Origin of the sequence: Methylomicrobium album BG8 (assembly GCF_000214275.2) — a bacterium.
Taxonomy (GTDB): Bacteria; Pseudomonadota; Gammaproteobacteria; order Methylococcales; family Methylomonadaceae; genus Methylomicrobium; species Methylomicrobium agile.
Map to the genome: position 1 here is coordinate 3,359,026 of NZ_CM001475.1, position 17,529 is coordinate 3,376,554.

Genomic DNA, 17,529 nt, shown 5'->3' on the forward strand with positions numbered 1-17,529 from the left:
CTGGAGGTTTCGATGTCGGTTGGAAAATTATTGACGATGCTCGGTATCGCGATCGCCATTATCGGACTTGTCCTGACCTATCTGCCCGGCCTTTTCGGCTGGTTCGGCAAATTGCCGGGCGACATTCATATCCAGGACGACAAAAAATCCATTTTCATTCCGATCACATCGATGATCATAATCAGCCTGCTCTTCACGCTGCTGGCCAATCTGTTCTTCCGCAAATAACCCTACGCTACGCCCACGGCCGCAGTACATCCGGGAAAGCCGCGTTTTCAAAGGCATGGCCCGTCCGCTTCATCTGTTCCCCGTCAAAACAGGAACTTTCTCGCCTCGCCAAGAGCCATTTGAATTACTATATGATTCATCAGCAAACACGGAGCAAGCACCATGATTCCCATCCGAGATACCGCGCCTTGCAATACCCGTCCCGTCATCACCTGGGGACTGATCGCAGTCTGCACAAGCATTTTTGTCGGGATGCAGTTTTTGCCTTACGAAGTCAGCAATCCCCTGATCGCCCGTTTCGGGATGGTGCCGCTGCGTTATTCGAACCCGGAATGGGCGAGTCGTGCGGGGCTGCCGTTCGATGCTTATCTTTCGTTTCTGACCAACCTGTTCCTGCACGGAAGCTGGTTCCATCTGATCATCAATATGTGGTTCCTGTGGATTTTCGGCGACAACGTCGAGGATAGAATGGGGCATCTGTCGTTTTTGGCGTTTTATCTGCTGTGCGGCCTGGTCGCGACGGCCTTGCAATGGTATTTCGATCCTTACCTGGCGATCCCGGTCGTCGGCGCCTCCGGGCCGATTGCGGGCGTTTTGGCCGCGTATTTTTTTCTTTATCCCATGGCGCGCATCATCCTCTGGGTGCCGATATTTTTTCTGCCGGTCGTCGTGCATGTGCCGGCGATCGCTTTCTTAGGCCTCTGGGTCATCTATCAATTGAACGAAGCGACGACGTCGATCCTATTCGAGGGCGGCGCCGCCAAAATGGCCTGGTGGGCACATCTGGGCGGTTTTATCGCCGGCTTTCTGATATACCGGTTTTTTCTTAAAAAACCGCCGCACGGAATAAAAATGGAAGATTCCGGCAGCTTTAAGATATAATCCGCGGTTAAAAAAAGAAAAGAGCATCAGTTTCGGGTGCGGGTTCTTTTTGACTAAAGCTCATTTAAGTTGGAATCAGGAAATTACGAAATTATATGAAAAAAATTAATGTTGCCCTGGTCAGGTTGCTCCAGTTCGTGGTGTTCGTCGTATTCATCTTCGTGGTCATCACCTATTTCGGGGCGATGATTTTACTGCCTCTGGATGCGGTGACCCTGCTGGTCAAACTGTTCGGTCTGGTCGGCCTGCATGGCTTCATCGGCGCGGCGATTGCGATTCCGGCCGTGGCTTATCTGGGATTGATCGTCTATCGGACGCCCGGCCTGTGCCCGATGATTATCGAAACCGGCGTGGATCTGGTCAAAATCGGCAAAGCCAAGGTCGAAGCCTTCAATGCGATCGTAAATTCGGTAAAAGCCTAATTTTTCACCCCGCGCCCGGGGAAATAAAAAGGCGTGACGGAGAAGTCCGCCACGCCTTTTTTATTGGGCGCAACAAAACGGCAATATCACGCGAGCGGACGCCGTTCCCGTCCGCCCTTTCGCCCGTGTGTTTTTTTTCACTATCTAATTAATTGGGATCGTTATGTGTTTTAGTGCAAATATGTCATTGGGGTTGGGCATCGTCGGCTTCGCCGCGTCGGGCATCACGTTCATGGACAAGAGCGAAACATTGCCGGTGCGCGCCGCGCGGGCCTTCGCGATTTTCCATTTTTCGCTGATGGAGCTGATCCAGTATTTCGCCTATCCGGTCGCGGGGCAATGCGGTTACGGAACCAATCAGCTGCTCAGCGAATTGTCGACTTACCATATCGCCCTGCAGTCTTTCGCGATCATGCCGGCGCTGGCCACCTATTCGACCGATCCCGGCGCGCTGAAACGCGCCACGATCGCAGGCGCGGCGATGAGCGGTTCGTTCATCCTGTTCAGCTTTCTGCCGAAAGAGATCCAGCTGTTCAACGTCGAGCCGAACTTCATCGGCAACATGATTTCCTGCCTGTACATGGGCACCTACCATATCGCCTATGCGATTCAGAGCGCGCTTGGCCTGTTGGTGACTTGGGGATCGTTGTTCGCGCTCGCTCTCAGCGCCTTCGTCTGGCCCAACAATTGGCGGATCGGCCTCTATCACGGCGTGATGGCGCTGCTGACCCTGTTCGTGCCGCAATGGCTCTTCGGCGTTTCGACCGGCGAAGCGGCCGCGATTTATTGCTTTTACTCGATCCCGATCACCGGCAGTTTCATGCCGGTGTTCAAAAAATATTTCACGCCGGGCCCTATCGAAGCCCGGGCGGCCCTCGATCTACGCGGCACGTCCTGATCGTCCCGCTCAATTTGCAAACAGGGGCTTCGGCAACCGCGGCGAGCATACCTCCGCAGTAATGAAGTCCTCTTCAATTCGCTTGAGGATACTTATGAACGAGATACGCTGGAATCCGGAAAAACCGGCCGTCATCACCGCCATCTGCGTGGTCGGACTCATCAATGCGATACAAATGATCAACCTGGTCTTCTCGCCGATGTCCAAACAGGTCGGCGCGATCTACCCGGTCTATTTTTCGTTTTCGGTCATATTAAGCCTGATCTGCATCGCCGGCCTGTGGCTGCTGAAGCGTTGGGCGGCCCTGTTTTACACGGTCCTGCTGATCGCTAATCAGCTCGTGCTGGTCGCGATGGGTTACTGGGAAATCACCGCCGCAATTATCCCGGCTGCCATCATCGTGCTGCTGTTCAAACATTTGGATAAAATGCGCTGATTGGATAATGTCAGACCTGCCAGGTTTTAAAAACCTGGCAGGTCTTTTCGATAAGCAATGTTTGACCCAGCCCTTGCCGCCTGTTGCGCGTGGGAAGTAGGAATACTCCTTCCCGGAGCCTATCGTCGAAGGTCTCCTAACAGGGCCGGAACCAAAATCCGGCTCCAGCCCTCTACTGCACACCTTCATGTAATCCGTTATAAAATACCCGGATTGAATCCACTTTTACCGTTATGAAATCTCCGATCATCGCTACTGCCGTACAACAGCCCTGCCATCTGGACAGGCAAAGCAATCTCGACTTCTCGATCGAAAAAATTCACCAAGCCGCCGCAGCCAAGGCCGATCTGGTGGTCCTGCCCGAGCTGCATCTGGGACCTTATTTCTGCCAGAACGAAGACTACAACCATTTCGCGCTGGCCCAGCCGATTCCCGGTCCTGCGACCGAAACGCTGTCCGCGGTTGCAAAAAAACTGGGCATCGTGATCGTCTCGACGATTTTCGAAGAAAGAGCGCCCGGCCTGTACCACAACACCGCCGTCGTGTTCGACAAGGATGGACGGATCGCCGGCAAATACCGGAAAATGCATATTCCGGACGATCCGGGGTTTTACGAAAAGTATTACTTCACGCCCGGCGACCTCGGTTTCACGCCGATCGAAACCTCGATCGGCAAACTGGGCGTCCAGGTCTGCTGGGACCAATGGTATCCGGAAGGCGCCCGGTTGATGGCGCTGGCCGGTGCGGACATTCTGATTTACCCGACCGCGATCGGCTGGGACCCTAACGACACGCCGGAAGAACACCAGCGCCAGCTGAACGCCTGGATCACGGTCCAGCGCGCGCATGCGGTCGCCAATGGCATCCCGGTAATTTCCTGCAACCGGATCGGCTTCGAACAGGCGCCCGATCAGGAGGCCGGCGTCGGGATCAATTTCTGGGGCAACAGTTTCATCGCGGGTCCGCAAGGCGAGATTCTGGACAATGCGGACGAGAGCGAAGTCAAAGTCCTGACCGCCGCGCTCGATCCGGCGCGCAGCAAGCGCATCCGCCAGATCTGGCCGTTCCTGCGCGACCGCCGGATCGAAGCATTCGGCGACCTGACCCGGCGTTTTATCGATTAAGGCCGGACCTTTCCTCTAAAAGAAGGCGCGCCGCGCATCTTATTCAACTGCGTAGGGTACGCTGCGCGTACCGTTTCTGATGATTTCGGATCTTTCCTTTCGTTGAGTCGGCAAGGTACACGCAGCGTACCCTACGTCTTCCATTTGATATTGCAGCCCATGCTCGGAATCTGCTGCGGATCGATCGGCCGGCCCGCCAGCAGATTGTCGAGCGCGGCACGCAAATCCGACCCGGTCACCGGCACCTCGTTCTTCGGCATGGCGCCGTCGAGCCGGCCGCGGTAGACGCAGGCCAAGCCGGCATCGAACAAATAAATATCGGGGGTGCAGGCGGCCTGGTAGGCTCTCGCGGTTTCCTGGCTTTCGTCGTATAGATAGGCCGCAAAAGGCCGGTCCCATGCTTCCATCATCGCCTTCATCTTGTCCGGCTCATCCTCCGGATAATTTTTCACGTCGTTCGAACTGATCGCGATCGTCGCGATGCCTTTGTCTTTGTATTCTTTCGCAATCGCGATCAATTGCGCCTTCACATGCAGCACATAAGGGCAATGGTTGCAGATGAACATCACGATCGTGCCTTTTTCACCTTTCAGGTCCTGCAGGCTGAATGCCGCACCGGTCACCGTATCGGGCAATGAAAAATCCGGTGCGGTGGTGCCGAGCGGCATCATTTGGGATAAAGTTTCCGCCATGGGTAAATCCTCCTTTGAACGTTGTTGGATTCTTCCGATTATAAAAGAATCCGCCGTGCCGGGAAACCGCCGTTTGCCGCCGCGGAAGCGCCGCCGGGAAGTCAATCCCTGAACCCTTTTAAACAGAATTGCGTATAATAGCAAGGTTTATGGAGCCGAACCGGACCGGATGGAGCACTTAATTTATGACCTCACCCAAACTTTTCGATTATCCGCTTTTCGCCTTGGGATTTAGAGCCTTCTTTGTCCTGGCAGGCCTTTCGGCGCTGCTGTTGATCGTGCTTTGGAATGCGATCTATAACGGCAAACTGAGCGGAGCCAATTATTTCGGGAATGTCAATTGGCATGCGCACGAAATGCTGCTCGGTTATTCGGTCGCGGTGATTGCCGGTTTTCTGTTGACGGCGGTCAAAAACTGGACCGGCAAACAGACCCTGACAGGAGATCAACTGGCCACCTTGTGCCTGGTCTGGGTGTACGGGCGAATTGCGCCGTTTTATGCCGGATTGCTGCCCGATGCGGTAATCGCAGCCATCGATTTTGCGTTCTTGCCCATGCTGGCCTATCAGGTCGCCAAGCCCATCGTAGCCGTCCGACAATATCGAAACCTGATCTTTATCGGCATCCTGCTGATATTGGCGTGCGCCAACGGTCTGATCCACGCCGGCATTCTGGCGTCGCTTCCGCACCTGGCCTGGCTGGGCCTTCAACTGGCGGTCGCCACGATCGTACTGTTAATCCTGGTGATCGCCGGCCGCGTATTTCCGTTTTTTACCGAGCGCGGCCTGCCCGGCGTCAAAGTTCACAGCAGCCCCGCTTATGAATACGGCGCGGTCGGCAGCGCGGTGCTGGCATACGGCCTGCTGCTGGCCGGCGTCAACGGCCTGCCGCTGGCGGTGGCGTCGGGCCTCGCGGCGCTGTGCAATTTGGTGCGGGTCTGGGGCTGGTATGTGCAGCGCGTCTGGTATGTGCCCTTACTGTGGGTCTTGTACGCGGGTTACGGCTGGATCATTCTGGGTTTCGGGCTGACCGCGCTGTCGGCGTACGGCTTGGTGCAGCCGTCTCTGTCATTACATGCCTTTACGGTCGGCGGCATCGGCGTGCTGACGCTCGGCATGATGGCGCGGGTTTCCCTGGGCCATACCGGCCGGGCGCTGCGCGCTTCCAACGCAATGGCGATCGGCTTCATTTTGCTGAATATTGCGGCCCTGATCCGCGTACTGCTGCCGATCGCTCTGCCCGACTGGTACGGCACGCTGGTTTATTTGTCGATGCTGTTCTGGCTGGCCGCCTTCGCGCTGTTCGTGTATGTCTATTCCCCAATTCTGGCGACCCCCCGCATCGACGGGCTAAAGGGTTAACCGGCGCATGACGCAAATCATCGGCTTATCGACGACGGCAGAGGGGATGCCGCCGGTTTTTTCCCTTATCCGGTTCCATAGCGCAGTCTTTTTCATACAAGAAGCCTGCGGCGCCCGTTAGCTCAATGCCCATGCCGTCACTGACTCGCATCCCGCGGATTGCCTTGACACCGGGAGAACCGGCCGGCATCGGTCCCGATCTTTGCATACAAATCGCCCGGCACGATCTGCCTTGCGAAGCGGTCGTGATCGCCAGCGAGGAACTCTTGCTCGAACGCGCAGAGCGTTTGGGCATCGAAATCAAGCTGAACCGTTTCGACGGCACTTTGCCGCCTTCGCCGCATCGGCACGGTGAATTATCGATCGTGCCGGTAAATCTGAACGCGCCCGCCCAGTGCGGACTGCTCAATCCGGCCAATAGCCGCTATGTGCTGAAAACCTTGAACAAGGCGGTCAAAGGCTGTATGGAGGGCGTTTTCGATGCGATGGTGACAGGCCCGGTACACAAAGGCATCATCAACGATGCGGGCCATCCTTTTACCGGCCATACCGAATACATTGCGGCTATTACCGGCGGCACACCGGTAATGATGCTGGCGACGCCCGGCTTGCGCGTGGCGCTGGTCACCACGCATCTACCGCTGAGCGAAGTCAGCCGGGCGATCACCCGCAGCCGCCTGCGCCAGATTCTTTCCGTACTGGACCACGATTTACGCACCCGGTTCGGCATCGACAGACCCAGAATTCTGGTCTGCGGACTGAATCCGCATGCGGGCGAAAACGGCCACCTCGGCACCGAAGAGATCGAAGTGATCGAGCCGGTCTTGGTCAACCTGAGGCTACAGGGCATGAATCTGCAAGGCCCTCTGCCCGCCGATACGCTGTTCACCCCGAAATACCTTGCCGATGCGGACGCGGTGCTGGCGATGTATCACGACCAGGGACTGCCGGTCCTGAAGCACATGGGTTTCGGCCAGGCGGTCAATATCACGCTCGGCTTGCCGATCATCCGAACCTCGGTCGACCACGGCACGGCGCTCGATTTGGCCGGCACCGGCAAGGCCGAGACCGGCAGCCTGCTTTACGCGCTGGCCATCGCGGCGCAAATGGCGCAAGGAAATCTACCATAAATGGCACATATTGCACGCAAACGCTTCGGGCAGAATTTTCTGCACGACTCGTCGGTCATCCGGCATATCATCGCTTGTCTCGACATCCGTTCCGGCCAGCACTGGGTCGAGATCGGCCCCGGCCAGGGAGCATTGACCGAACCGCTCCTCCAGGCCGGCGCACGCCTCGATGTGATCGAACTGGACCGCAATCTCGTCGCCTTATTGAAGAAAAAATTCGCAGGCCGACCGCATCTCGGCATTCATAGCGCCGATGCGTTGAAATTCGATTTTTCGTCGCTGGCCGAACAGGGCGAACGGCTGCGCATCGTCGGCAATCTTCCCTACAATATTTCGACGCCGTTGATGTTCCATTTATTGAACAGCGCAGACTGCATCGAAGACATGCATTTCATGCTGCAAAAGGAAGTCGTCGACCGCTTGTGCGCGGAACCGGGAAACAAACAATACGGCCGGCTCAGCGTGATGATGCGATATTACTGCGAAACCGAACACCTGTTCGACGTGCCGCCGGAAAGTTTCGATCCGGTGCCTAAGGTGATGTCCTCGATCGTTCGTCTGACGCCGCATCGCCGGCCGCCGGTTCGGATCGGCAGCACCGACAAGCTGAACCGGATCGTCACGCAAGCCTTTTCACAGCGCCGGAAGACCCTGCGCAATTCGTTGAAAAATCTGCTTTCGGACAGCGATCTGGATGCGCTGTCGATCGATCCGAAGCTGAGAGCCGAAAATCTGACACTGCAGGACTTCGCCAAATTGAGCCATCTGCTGGGCGAAAACTCAGGCCCTGCCGAAAAGGAATAGGCTCGGAAATGATGCGACAATATGCCACATTCCCACCTTGACAAATCCGGTTAGAATATATTCAACTCCTTGAGATGCATGATTCCCAAGCGGAATCGGGAGTTAGATATCCTTCTCTAATGCGGCCCGATGAGCCGCATTTTTTTTGTCCGCGATTTTTCTGCCGCCTCCTCGGCAATTGCTTTAATCCGATGCCAGCCCACCCGCCACCCGGCCATGAAGGGGAAAATGCGCCGAATGGCGGCCCAATTTCGCATCCGGACTGGCTTCAGGAACCGAACGAACCATTCGCCAACCGGAAAGAATTTATTAGAAAATCGTTTGGGTTTCTGATAAATTTCAGCCATTAAACCCTGCGACCTCATTCTCGTTGCAAAATATTTCGCCTAACTGAATTATCCTGGGCTTTTGGCAAGAAATTGCCGAATAAGGTGACGATTTTTAATAATAAAAAGAGGAGGAGTTATGGCTGTATTAGATTCGATCGCGATAGAAATTCAGGCCACGGTTGCCGGGGTGCTGATCCTGCTAATCATTACGTTACTGGAAATCATCGATTTGCGGCGTGCGCGCAGGCAGCACCGCAAGTCTTTACACGCAATCGCCCATAACGCGGAGCCGGCCCGGAACAAACGGCTGATCTCGCCTTTCAGCCTGATTTTACAGTTCATTTTCGGCTTCTCCGCTTTTGCGCTGTTCGTTTTCTGGATGAGGTATCTGATCGACAGAGAAATGCCGGTCCTGGCCGGGGTCGCAGGCGTTTCGGCCTTTATCGCGGCGATCATGCCGTTTGTCGTCTGGAGCGTCGTCTGGAAAACCCGCAAGGAGACGGCCGCAGCCATTAAACAAGCCGAACAGCACAGCCAGGAACCCGCACTTCGCCAAAAGGCCCCTGAAGAAGCAGCGCCCCCGGCGCCGGCACCTGCGGTTAAAGAAACAGTCTCCGTTGCCGACGAGCCGCCCATCCATGAACCGGCGCCGATCCTCCCGCCTGAACCGCCTGCGGAACCGGAGCCGGCAGCCAACACGGAAACCAAGCCTTCACCCTATCCGAAACCCGACCCGACGCATGTATTTCCTCAGGATTCGATGCTGCGCCGGCATTTTATGACGCATTTGGCCGCGACGGTCAAATCCTATGAACCCGTTCGGCCCACCGACTCGATGCTTCGGCGCCATTACGATGCGACAGTGGCGGCCCTGGCGTCGGCAATTTCCTCCCAACCGGAGAAAACGCCCGCTCCCGAGACGGCAAAGTCGTCATCCAAGGAAAGCCAACAGACAAAAACTCCCGAAGACTCGATGCTCAAACGGCATTTTATAACGACATTGCAGTCGAAAATCGAGTCGCATCTGTCGCTACCTCCGCGGCCGACCGATTCGATGCTGCGCCGCCATTATGAGACCATGAGAGAGAGCTTGGTTGCTGCGGAGCTGAAAAAATATCTGGAAGGATAAATCCGGGTACACGGCGGAGCCAAAACCGGGCTTTTTCTGAGTAGGAAAGAAGACGGGGCATTAGCCCCGTCCTTCGAGCGGATCGGGAAAATAATCCCGCTTATTTCTTTTCGGGCGCTGGAGCCGGTACTACGGATCCAGCCGGCTTGGCTTCTTCCTTTGCCGGTTCGGCTGCAGGTTTTGCCGCTTCTTCCTTGACAGGTTCGGCGGGTGCAGGAGCGGCTTCGGCTGCCGGCGCTTTTTCTTCCGCAGGCGCCGCTTCTTTCGCTGCAGCACCTTCAGCCGCCGGTTTTTGTTCCGGAGCCGGTGCAGTTGCTTCAGCCTTCGGTTTTTCTTCGGTCAGCGGCACCAGAATCTCGACCTTCGCCTGCTGGCGCATCCCCTCGATCATTTTTTGGAATTTTTGACGCTGCAGATAAGGCGTCAACTGATCTTTGACGGCTTCCAGCGGAGGCGGGGTCTGCGCACGCGAGTCTTCGCGCAGAATCACGTGCCAGCCGAACTGGGTTTGCACCGGCGCCTTGGTGTATTTGCCTTTTTCGAGTTTGGCGACCGCCTCGGAGAAAGGCTTCACCATTTGATCGGCCACAAACCAGCCCAGATCGCCGCCGTTTTGCGACTCTTTCGCGTCAATGGAATACTTATTGGCCAGCTTCGCGAAATCGCCACCTTTGTCGAGTTCGGCGATGATCTTTTTCGCTTCTTCTTCGGTCTTCACCAGAATATGGCGCGCCTTGTATTCGGTGCCGGTTTCGGCGACGATCTTGCTGTCGTACTCGGCCTTGATTTCCGCATCGGTAACTGGGTTGGTCTTGAAGAAGTTTTTCAGGGACGTCTGCGTCAGGATCGATTTTTTGGCTTCTTCGAGCTGTTCCAGATATTCCGGCGATTTGTCCAATTGTTTTTGCAGCGCATCCTGCACGAGCAATTCACGCTGAATCAGTTCCTCGACCAGCTTTTCCTTCGGGAAAGTGGCGCCGTGCGCGCGCGCCGCAATTTCTTTTTCCAGGTTTTCCAGCTGCTCCTTGCCGATGTATTTGCCATTGACGGAAGCGACCGCGTCTTCTTTTTTGACGATCGCCGTAACCGGCGCCGATGAAGCATCGGTGCTGCCGCCGGATTGAGGTTGACAGCCGGCGACCAGTCCGGCGCCTGCAACGAGCAATGGGATGATTTTTTTATTCATCGATTAATTTCCTTTGGTTTCTTCTGAGGGGGTAAGAGCATTGATGCCCAAGGCATGAATTTGTTGCTTCATCAGATCGCCGAGCGCCTTATAAACCAGCTGGTGCCGCTGCACCAGCGACTTGCCTTCGAACAGCGGCGAAACGATGGTGACATGATAATGACCGCCGCCTTGATTGCCCGCGTGTCCGGCATGGGCGGCGCTGTTATCGATGATTTCGAGCTTTTCGGGATGGAGAGCTTCGGTGAGCAGTCGTTTGATCAATTGCGCTGTCATTGAGGAAAAACCTTCTTGAACGGTTTGACGGTAACCCTGGCGTAAACGCCGGCTTCGATATAGGGATCGCTATCGGCCCACTGCCGGGCCTCTTCAAGACCGGGGAATTCGGCGACAACGAGGCTGCCAGTGAAGCCGGCGTCGCCCGGATTTTCGGTATCGACGGCAGGATGCGGACCGGCCAGCACGAGCCGTCCCGCGTCCTGAAGCACCTGCAGCCTCTGCAAGTGTTTCGGACGGGCAACGGCTCTTTTGGCCAGGCTGTTTTCCACGTCTTCGCTGATGATCGCGTACAGCACGGTTTATTCCTCGGTTTCCGGCAAATGTTTATAAATCAGTGCGACCTGGCCGAGCAGAAAGACGACCATCAGTCCGGGCACCACGAAGGTCTTGAAAGTGACCCAATCGTCGGTGCTGTAATGGTACATCACATACACATTGACGAAACCGACGCCGAGAAAGAAGCCCCCCCACAATGTGTTCAGGCGCCGCCAGACCGCATCGGGCAAGGTCAAATTGGCCGACAGCATCCGTTCGATCACCGGCTTTTTGCCGATAAACTGACTGCCGAGAAACACCAGGCCGAACAGCCACTCGACGATCGACAGTTTCCATTTGATGAATTGCTCGTTTTGCAGGATGATCGTCGCGCCGCCCATCACTAGGATTAAGCCTAAGGTTATCAACTGCATCGTGCTGACCTTGCGGGTCTTGAACCAGCTGTAGGCAACCTGGAGAATCGTCGCGACAATCACGACGCCGGTCGCGACATAGATATCGTAAAATTTATAGGCAATGAAAAATAAAACGATCGGAAAAAATTCGAGTATCGGATTCATGCGTCTGATGCGATGGAGGGCGCAATATAATAGTTGTTATTGTGGGTAATCTCTGATGATTCGTCCATCTCCGGACAAGCCTCCAATGGCTTTGTAATGGGGGCGCTGCCGAAAAATTCAAGCCCGGTCTCGGGATGGATTCTCGCCGGTGTAAAACGGTTCCCTCAGCTTTCGGCTTTTTGTAGTCGTCGTATCCGCTGCCGGAAAATTGTTAAAACAGCGTAAGCCGCCGCGGCAACCTGTGCTGTTGAAGCAGGAACTTGCAGGTTCCGTTGAAGTGGACTGTTCAGTCCATCAGGAATTGTGCCGGTATTATAATGATGACTCCGTCAAATGTACATCATTCGGCTTTTGCTTCTGATAAAATGGGAAGCGGATTTTGCGGGAACCACCATGGACAAACAAATTCAGACAGAAATCGAAGCCGCCGTTTTCAGGCGCTTGCTCGACCATTTTCAACAACACACCGAAGTGCAGAATATCGAGCTGATGATTCTGGCGGACTTTTGCCGAAACTGCCTGGCCAAATGGTATGCGGCAGCCGCCCGGGAGCGCGGCGAATCGGTCGATTACGAGCAAGCGCGCCGAATCGTCTACGGCATGCCTTATCCGGAATGGCGCGAAAAATACCAGAAAGAGGCGACTCCTGAACAGTTGGCGACGTTCGAACTGAAACAGAAACCAAAAGCCTGACATCCGTTTTTCCGAATCATACGCAGAAATCCCGGCCGAGCGGCACATCGAAACGCCTGGGCCAGGCATGCCGGTTTTTACGCCATGCCTTGACCCGCTCGATTAAAATCGCCGAAGCATGCCACAGCACCCGTTATGCACGAACTGTCCCTCCTATGGAGCGTACGGGAAACGCTCGAAGAACAAGCGCTGGAACACAAATTCAGCAAGGTCGTCCAAGTCACCTTGGAAATAGGCCGGTTAGCCTGCGTGGAAACGGCCGCCCTTCGTTTCTGTTTCGATACCGTCATGAAAGATTCGCTGGCGGAAAATGCCGAGCTGGTGATTTTGGAAATCAAGGGAGTGGGGATTTGCCGGCAGTGCGGCGAACGCTCGGAGATGGAATCACTCTACATCCCCTGCACGCATTGCGGCAGCCTGCATGTTGAACTTGTCCAAGGGATTGGCATGAAAATCAAAGACCTAATCGTTATTTAAAGACGCGGTGAAATCCACCGCGTGTTTATTCGGGTCAAGCCAGAGCCTTTCGAACTCATCCGCCGAAAGCGGGGGCGAGAAATAGTAACCTTGAAACTCGTCGCAGCCGTGTGCTTTAAGCACAGCCAATTGGGATTCGTTTTCCACCCCTTCGGCAACCACCGTCATATTCAGGCTATGCCCTAAAGCGATGATGGTCTTGATAAATATCGCCTCGCTCGAAGTCGGGTCGCCGGTATAGGCCTGAACGAACGAGCGGTCTATTTTGAGTACTTGGAGAGGCAATTTTTGCAAATAGGACAAAGACGAATAACCCGTCCCGAAATCGTCCATCGCAATACGAATGCCGCGGCTGCGAATTTGGCATAATCGTTCGCACGCCTTATCGATGTCGTGCATGACCAGGCTTTCGGTGACTTCCAGCTCGATCCATTCGGGACTCGTGCCGGTTTCCGCCAGTATGCGGTCCAGAATCGAAACAAAGTCATCATCCAGCAATTGCCGCGGAGAGAGATTGACAGCGATCCTGAACTCCGCAATTTTGTCTTTCCATGCTTTGGCTTGAAGACAGGCCATTCTGAGTATCCAGGCTCCCAGCGGAATAATCAGTCCCGTTTCCTCTGCAATAGAAATAAAACGATCCGGAGGCATCATCCCGAAACCGGGCCGTTTCCAGCGAATTAATGCTTCCGCACCGGCAATACGTTCAAGGGAGCCTCCCACTTTAAGCTGGTAATGCAGTTGAAAATCTTCCTGTTCGATCGCCAGCCTCAACGCATTTTCCAATAGCAGCCTTTGGTGAGCCGCTTCATTCATGCCCGCTTCGAAATATTGAAATTGTCCGCGGCCTTTGGCTTTGGAAGCGTACATGGCGGTATCCGCATGCTTGGTTAAAGTATGAAAATCATTGCCGTCATCGGGAAAAACGGCAATGCCGATACTGGTTGTGACATGTATGGCGTGTTCGGCAATCTCTATCGGCTTTTGCACCTCGTCGTTCAAACGCTGGGCCAATTCTGTCGAATCGGCGATTCCTATCAAGCCGGGAAGAATGATGGTGAACTCATCCCCCCCCAAACGCGAGATCGTATCCGACTCCCTCAGGCAGCGTTGTATCCGGCTGGCGACAATTTTCAGCAGATAATCGCCTACCCAATGCCCAAGCGTATCGTTAACATTTTTGAAATGGTCAAGATCGAGAAAAAAAACCGCCAAACGGGTATGGCTACGCTGGGCTACCCGAATTTCATGCTCCAGCCTGTCCTTGAATAAGGCCCGGTTGGGAAGCTGAGTCAGGGCATCGTAATAGGCGAGTTGCTGAAGCTGTTGCTCTGTCTGTTTTTGCTGGCTGATGTCGGAGCAAACCGCCACATAATGCATGAGCTGATCCTGATCGTCATAAACGGCATTGATGCTCGCAAGCATCGGACATAATTCACCGTTTTTTCGGCGATCCCAGATTTCTCCCCTCCAGGATCCGTGATTCAATAAAGAGTGCCACAGCTGTTTGTAAAATGCCTGATCATGCATGTTCGATTTCAGCAAGCGAGTATTCTTACCCAGGACTTCTCCCCGCTCATAGCCGGTAATTTCGCAGAATGAGTCATTAACTTCCTGGATAGTACCCTGGGGATCGGTGATAAAAATCGCCTCGCTGCAATTGTCGAAAACTTTGCTGCTCAGCCGCAGCCGCATTTCCCGCACTTTCAGCTCGGTGATATTCAGCGCGGTGATGACAGCGCCTTCCAATTTTCCTTGTTCCGAGTGCAATACGCTGCTTTTTAGCCAATAGACGGCTTGGGCATTATCGAGATGTTTGCTCAACAGTTCATGTTCGCCGCTGTAACAGCCATTCAACCGAATGGTTTCCATCACGACCGAATGCACCGGCCATGGCAGTATGGGAAGACGATCGGCAAGATATTGGCGATCGGCGACAGGCAGCAAATCATCGATGCAGCTCGTCACTAAATCGGCCTCGGTAAACCCCAACTCGCGCTCCACGGCCGTATTGACCCGGCGAATTCGGCCTTTTTTATCAAAAAAGAACATCAGATCGTCCATGGTATCCAGAATGCGGTTGACGAAGCGTGCAAACGCTTTCTCCTGCTCGGCCCTTTCCTTGAAGTTCAGCTTTTGCAGCTCCGATTCGCTGAGCATGGCATCCATGCTGCGGGTGATGACAAGGATTTGCCTCTCTTGCTTCAAATTGGCCATCCGCAGTTGTTCGATCTCTTCACGCATCCGTTCCAGCGCCAAGGAATGCTGGTCGCCGAAAATCTGGGCGTTTTGATCGACAGGGCCTTCCTCGATCAGGATCACCACGAACCGGCCCTCGACTTTTTCCACGTGATAGCTGTGCGTGTCATTCAGTGCTTCAATGCACAGTTGGTGCCCGGGGCAAACCAGCATTTTTTCGCCGACCAATGGGCAATGCGTCAGATTGATGCCCTGATGGGGGCAGAAAGCGGGAAAGGCCTTGAACTCCCCGAGAATCTCGAAAATAAGAATATCGACGACATGCCGGTTGCCCGGCAACTGGATTCGCCCTGTCCAGCGCGGCGGATCGGCCGAAGAGATAAAAGAGGCCGATTGAACGGGAATAATTGACAATTTCGGGCTATGAGGACTCATACGATAACGAGGCCCCGTATCAACCGAACCGTTTCAATGACGGCACGCTCGGTTTTCTCCGATAAACCGATAAAGAACGGTCTGACGCCCTCTATTTCAACCCCCACAATCCGAATATCCGGCAAAGGTTCCCGGATCGCCTTAAGCGCCTCCAGTAAGTAGGGAATGCCTAGGCCGTGACCGCTCAGCTCCTGCCTTCCTTCAGCCAGATCTTCGGATTTTAATACATAAATTTGGCCCGGACTCCCGAAATTGGCCAATGCATCGACCAAAATCACCCGGCTGCAATTTTCCAGAAAGCGGAGCGCGTTGAGCCCGGCGACGCCGGCGTTGAACACCTTCACATCGTTCGGCCATACCTGACGGCAAAGCATCTCATAAACGCGCATGCCGAATCCGTCGTCCCCGTGCAATTCGTTACCGAAGCAAACAATATGGCACATGTTCATTTTAAGGCCATACGGTGAGGCGCTTGCCGGTGTCGAGAAGATGCACGGTACAAACCAGGCAGGGATCGTGGGAGCGAATGATATGGCCGATTTCCACAGGATCGTCCGGATCCTCGACCGTCAAACCGATCAAACTGCTTTCCCAATGCCCGTGCCGTCCTTCGCTGTCTTTCGGCGAGGCATTCCAAGCTGTCGGCGTGATGACCTGATAGCGGCTAATGACACCGTCCCTGACCTGCAGCCAATGCCCCAGTGCGCCGCGAGCGGCGGTAACCAACCCAAAGCCTTCGCCGTCGGGAATTTCTTTGTCGGCAGGCGGAAGGATATGCGGCTCGCCGGGATGCGCGGCCAACTCGTGCAATAGTTGCGACATTGCCTTGAGCAGCCGCGCCGTACGGTGCAGACGGGCGAACTGGCGCAGCCAGGCATTGCCGCCTTCGGCCCGATAGAGCGCATGAATCAGGGGTTCGCCGTCGATCAGCGCATCGGCCAGGGGCCCGGTTTGCACCACCTTGTCCCGATAGCGCGGCGCCTTGCACCAGGTATAACGATCGGAATGGGGCTGATAATCGGGGACGGTCTGCCCCTGAAACGGATGGCGCCCGCCCGGATAAGGAAGAAACCAGGAATAACGCACATGTTCGGTGATTTCGTTCTGGTCGAACGGTTCGATACTCCCGGCATCGCCATTCAGGAAACCGGCTTTAAACAAGCGTTTGCGGTAAGGAGAGAAATTTTCCACATCTTCCGGATCGTCGTAAGCCCCATAACTGATCATGTGCGGAGTTCCGCAACCCAGCCGGTGCAGGCCGATCTCGCGGCTCATCCGGGTCAGCAATCCAATGGCGCTGTCGGCATGGGCTTCTCCCGCCTCCAGCCAGTCGAAAAATTCATCGGCGGATTGCAGCGCCAGCCAATCGTCCAGGGGCGTCCCGATCACGGATTTCTCGAACCACCGCGTCAGCTTGTTGAGCAGCGACAGGCCGTCGATGAGGTGGCGGCTGCTTGCCGGCGTCGTCACGCCGCCCGGCACCATGTAAGAGGAATGCGGCCATTGGCCGCCGAACAGGGCGATGATCTCGACGATATGCCTCGAATGTTCCAAAGCGCCGCGGTAAATCTCTCCCTGAAACGGTAAGAATGCCGCCCGCGCCTTGTCATACAAGGGCAACGACCGGTATTTAGGATGGCAAAAATCGGCGGTGAAAAACAAAAAGGATTGCCTAAGATCGCTTTGCACCGTCTCGGCCATCAGGCACAAATTGCGGATGCGCATGGCGGCGGGCGGAACCGGCAGGCGGGCGAGATGCTCCAGCGCGAGCACGGCGGCATTCAATTGCGCGGTGCCGCAAATACCGCAGATACGCGGAGTCATGACCAAAGCATCCATGGGTTTACGGCCCAGGAGGATCTGTTCGAATCCTCTGTAGAGGGAACCCACACAGCGGGCGTCGACAATCCGGCTACCCTCCAATTCGAGTTGGAAATCCACGTCCCCCTCGACGCGGTTCATGTCGATTTGGATGATCTTTCTCGACAT

At 55.1% G+C, this 17,529-nt stretch carries 21 protein-coding genes; 12 read left to right on the forward strand and 9 right to left on the reverse strand.

Features of this window, described 5'->3' with window-relative positions; genetic code table 11:
• Positions 1-12: 12 nt before the first annotated feature.
• The 6 genes from METAL_RS14455 to METAL_RS14480 all read left to right on the forward strand — a co-directional run bounded on the left by METAL_RS14455 (position 13) and on the right by METAL_RS14480 (position 3,990).
• Positions 13-228, forward strand: a complete 216-nt coding sequence (locus METAL_RS14455; RefSeq protein WP_005373403.1) for a DUF2905 domain-containing protein — start codon at positions 13-15, stop codon at positions 226-228.
• Positions 229-390: 162 nt separating this feature from the next.
• Positions 391-1,110, forward strand: coding sequence for a rhomboid family intramembrane serine protease (locus METAL_RS14460; RefSeq protein WP_005373404.1), 720 nt, complete (start codon positions 391-393; stop codon positions 1,108-1,110).
• 95 nt (positions 1,111-1,205) lie between these two features.
• Positions 1,206-1,532, forward strand: coding sequence for a hypothetical protein (locus METAL_RS14465; RefSeq protein ID WP_005373405.1), 327 nt, complete (start codon positions 1,206-1,208; stop codon positions 1,530-1,532).
• A 163-nt stretch (positions 1,533-1,695) separates the two neighbouring features.
• Positions 1,696-2,430 carry a DUF5765 domain-containing protein gene (locus METAL_RS14470; protein ID WP_005373406.1) on the forward strand — a complete coding sequence of 245 codons (735 nt, stop codon included), beginning with the start codon at positions 1,696-1,698 and terminating at the stop codon, positions 2,428-2,430.
• A 94-nt stretch (positions 2,431-2,524) separates the two neighbouring features.
• On the forward strand, positions 2,525-2,866 hold the full coding sequence (locus METAL_RS14475; RefSeq protein WP_005373408.1) for a hypothetical protein: 342 nt from the start codon (positions 2,525-2,527) through the stop codon (positions 2,864-2,866).
• 233 nt (positions 2,867-3,099) lie between these two features.
• Positions 3,100-3,990 (forward strand): carbon-nitrogen hydrolase, encoded by an 891-nt coding sequence (locus METAL_RS14480; RefSeq protein WP_005373410.1) that lies wholly within the window; start codon positions 3,100-3,102, stop codon positions 3,988-3,990.
• Between the two features lie 131 nt (positions 3,991-4,121).
• On the opposite strand, the gene METAL_RS14485 is transcribed toward METAL_RS14480, so the two are convergent.
• Positions 4,122-4,682, reverse strand: coding sequence for a thioredoxin family protein (locus METAL_RS14485; RefSeq protein WP_005373411.1), 561 nt, complete (start codon positions 4,680-4,682; stop codon positions 4,122-4,124).
• A gap of 185 nt (positions 4,683-4,867) precedes the next feature.
• Here METAL_RS14485 and METAL_RS14490 point away from each other — a divergent pair, with 185 nt between their 5' ends.
• From METAL_RS14490 to rsmA, 3 genes are all read left to right on the forward strand, one after another.
• A complete protein-coding gene (locus tag METAL_RS14490) occupies positions 4,868-6,043 on the forward strand; it encodes an NnrS family protein (protein WP_005373413.1) in 1,176 nt (391 codons plus the stop codon).
• A gap of 125 nt (positions 6,044-6,168) precedes the next feature.
• The gene (gene pdxA / locus METAL_RS14495; protein WP_005373414.1) at positions 6,169-7,173 is read left to right on the forward strand and encodes a 4-hydroxythreonine-4-phosphate dehydrogenase PdxA; all 1,005 of its coding nucleotides are present in this window, start codon (positions 6,169-6,171) and stop codon (positions 7,171-7,173) included.
• Positions 7,174-7,977, forward strand: coding sequence for a 16S rRNA (adenine(1518)-N(6)/adenine(1519)-N(6))-dimethyltransferase RsmA (gene rsmA / locus METAL_RS14500; RefSeq protein ID WP_005373416.1), 804 nt, complete (start codon positions 7,174-7,176; stop codon positions 7,975-7,977).
• A 116-nt stretch (positions 7,978-8,093) separates the two neighbouring features.
• On the opposite strand, the gene METAL_RS14505 is transcribed toward rsmA, so the two are convergent.
• Entirely contained in the window at positions 8,094-8,324 is a 231-nt protein-coding gene (locus METAL_RS14505) for a hypothetical protein (protein ID WP_157203351.1), read from the reverse strand.
• A gap of 118 nt (positions 8,325-8,442) precedes the next feature.
• Here METAL_RS14505 and METAL_RS14510 point away from each other — a divergent pair, with 118 nt between their 5' ends.
• Positions 8,443-9,435, forward strand: a complete 993-nt coding sequence (locus tag METAL_RS14510) for a hypothetical protein (RefSeq protein WP_005373419.1) — start codon at positions 8,443-8,445, stop codon at positions 9,433-9,435.
• A 100-nt stretch (positions 9,436-9,535) separates the two neighbouring features.
• Here METAL_RS14510 and METAL_RS14515 read toward each other — a convergent pair whose 3' ends face one another.
• From METAL_RS14515 to METAL_RS14530, 4 genes are read right to left on the reverse strand one after another with little or no spacing between them, the layout of a single operon-like run.
• Complete coding sequence (locus tag METAL_RS14515) at positions 9,536-10,621, reverse strand: peptidylprolyl isomerase (protein ID WP_005373421.1); 1,086 nt, start codon at positions 10,619-10,621, stop codon at positions 9,536-9,538.
• Between the two features lie 3 nt (positions 10,622-10,624).
• A complete protein-coding gene (locus METAL_RS14520; protein WP_005373422.1) occupies positions 10,625-10,897 on the reverse strand; it encodes a BolA family protein in 273 nt (90 codons plus the stop codon).
• A complete protein-coding gene (locus METAL_RS14525) occupies positions 10,894-11,196 on the reverse strand; it encodes a YciI family protein (protein ID WP_005373424.1) in 303 nt (100 codons plus the stop codon). The genes METAL_RS14520 and METAL_RS14525 overlap by 4 nt, the downstream gene beginning before the upstream one ends.
• A 3-nt stretch (positions 11,197-11,199) precedes the next feature.
• A complete protein-coding gene (locus METAL_RS14530; protein ID WP_005373426.1) occupies positions 11,200-11,736 on the reverse strand; it encodes a septation protein A in 537 nt (178 codons plus the stop codon).
• 393 nt (positions 11,737-12,129) lie between these two features.
• On the opposite strand from METAL_RS14530, the gene METAL_RS14535 reads away from it, so the two are divergent.
• Positions 12,130-12,429, forward strand: coding sequence for a DUF1244 domain-containing protein (locus METAL_RS14535; RefSeq protein ID WP_031429625.1), 300 nt, complete (start codon positions 12,130-12,132; stop codon positions 12,427-12,429).
• 189 nt (positions 12,430-12,618) lie between these two features.
• Positions 12,619-12,906 carry a hydrogenase maturation nickel metallochaperone HypA/HybF gene (locus METAL_RS14540; protein WP_425357673.1) on the forward strand — a complete coding sequence of 96 codons (288 nt, stop codon included), beginning with the start codon at positions 12,619-12,621 and terminating at the stop codon, positions 12,904-12,906.
• Here METAL_RS14540 and METAL_RS14545 read toward each other — a convergent pair.
• Genes METAL_RS14545 through METAL_RS14555 form a run of 3 tightly spaced genes read right to left on the reverse strand, consistent with a single transcriptional unit; the run spans position 12,892 to position 17,529 of the window.
• On the reverse strand, positions 12,892-15,519 hold the full coding sequence (locus tag METAL_RS14545) for an EAL domain-containing protein (RefSeq protein WP_245549387.1): 2,628 nt from the start codon (positions 15,517-15,519) through the stop codon (positions 12,892-12,894). The two genes, METAL_RS14540 and METAL_RS14545, sit on opposite strands and share 15 nt — an antisense overlap.
• A gap of 17 nt (positions 15,520-15,536) precedes the next feature.
• Positions 15,537-15,983, reverse strand: coding sequence for a hydrogenase maturation protease (locus tag METAL_RS14550; protein ID WP_245549388.1), 447 nt, complete (start codon positions 15,981-15,983; stop codon positions 15,537-15,539).
• Positions 15,984-15,990: 7 nt separating this feature from the next.
• Positions 15,991-17,529, reverse strand: a complete 1,539-nt coding sequence (locus tag METAL_RS14555; RefSeq protein ID WP_005373434.1) for a nickel-dependent hydrogenase large subunit — start codon at positions 17,527-17,529, stop codon at positions 15,991-15,993.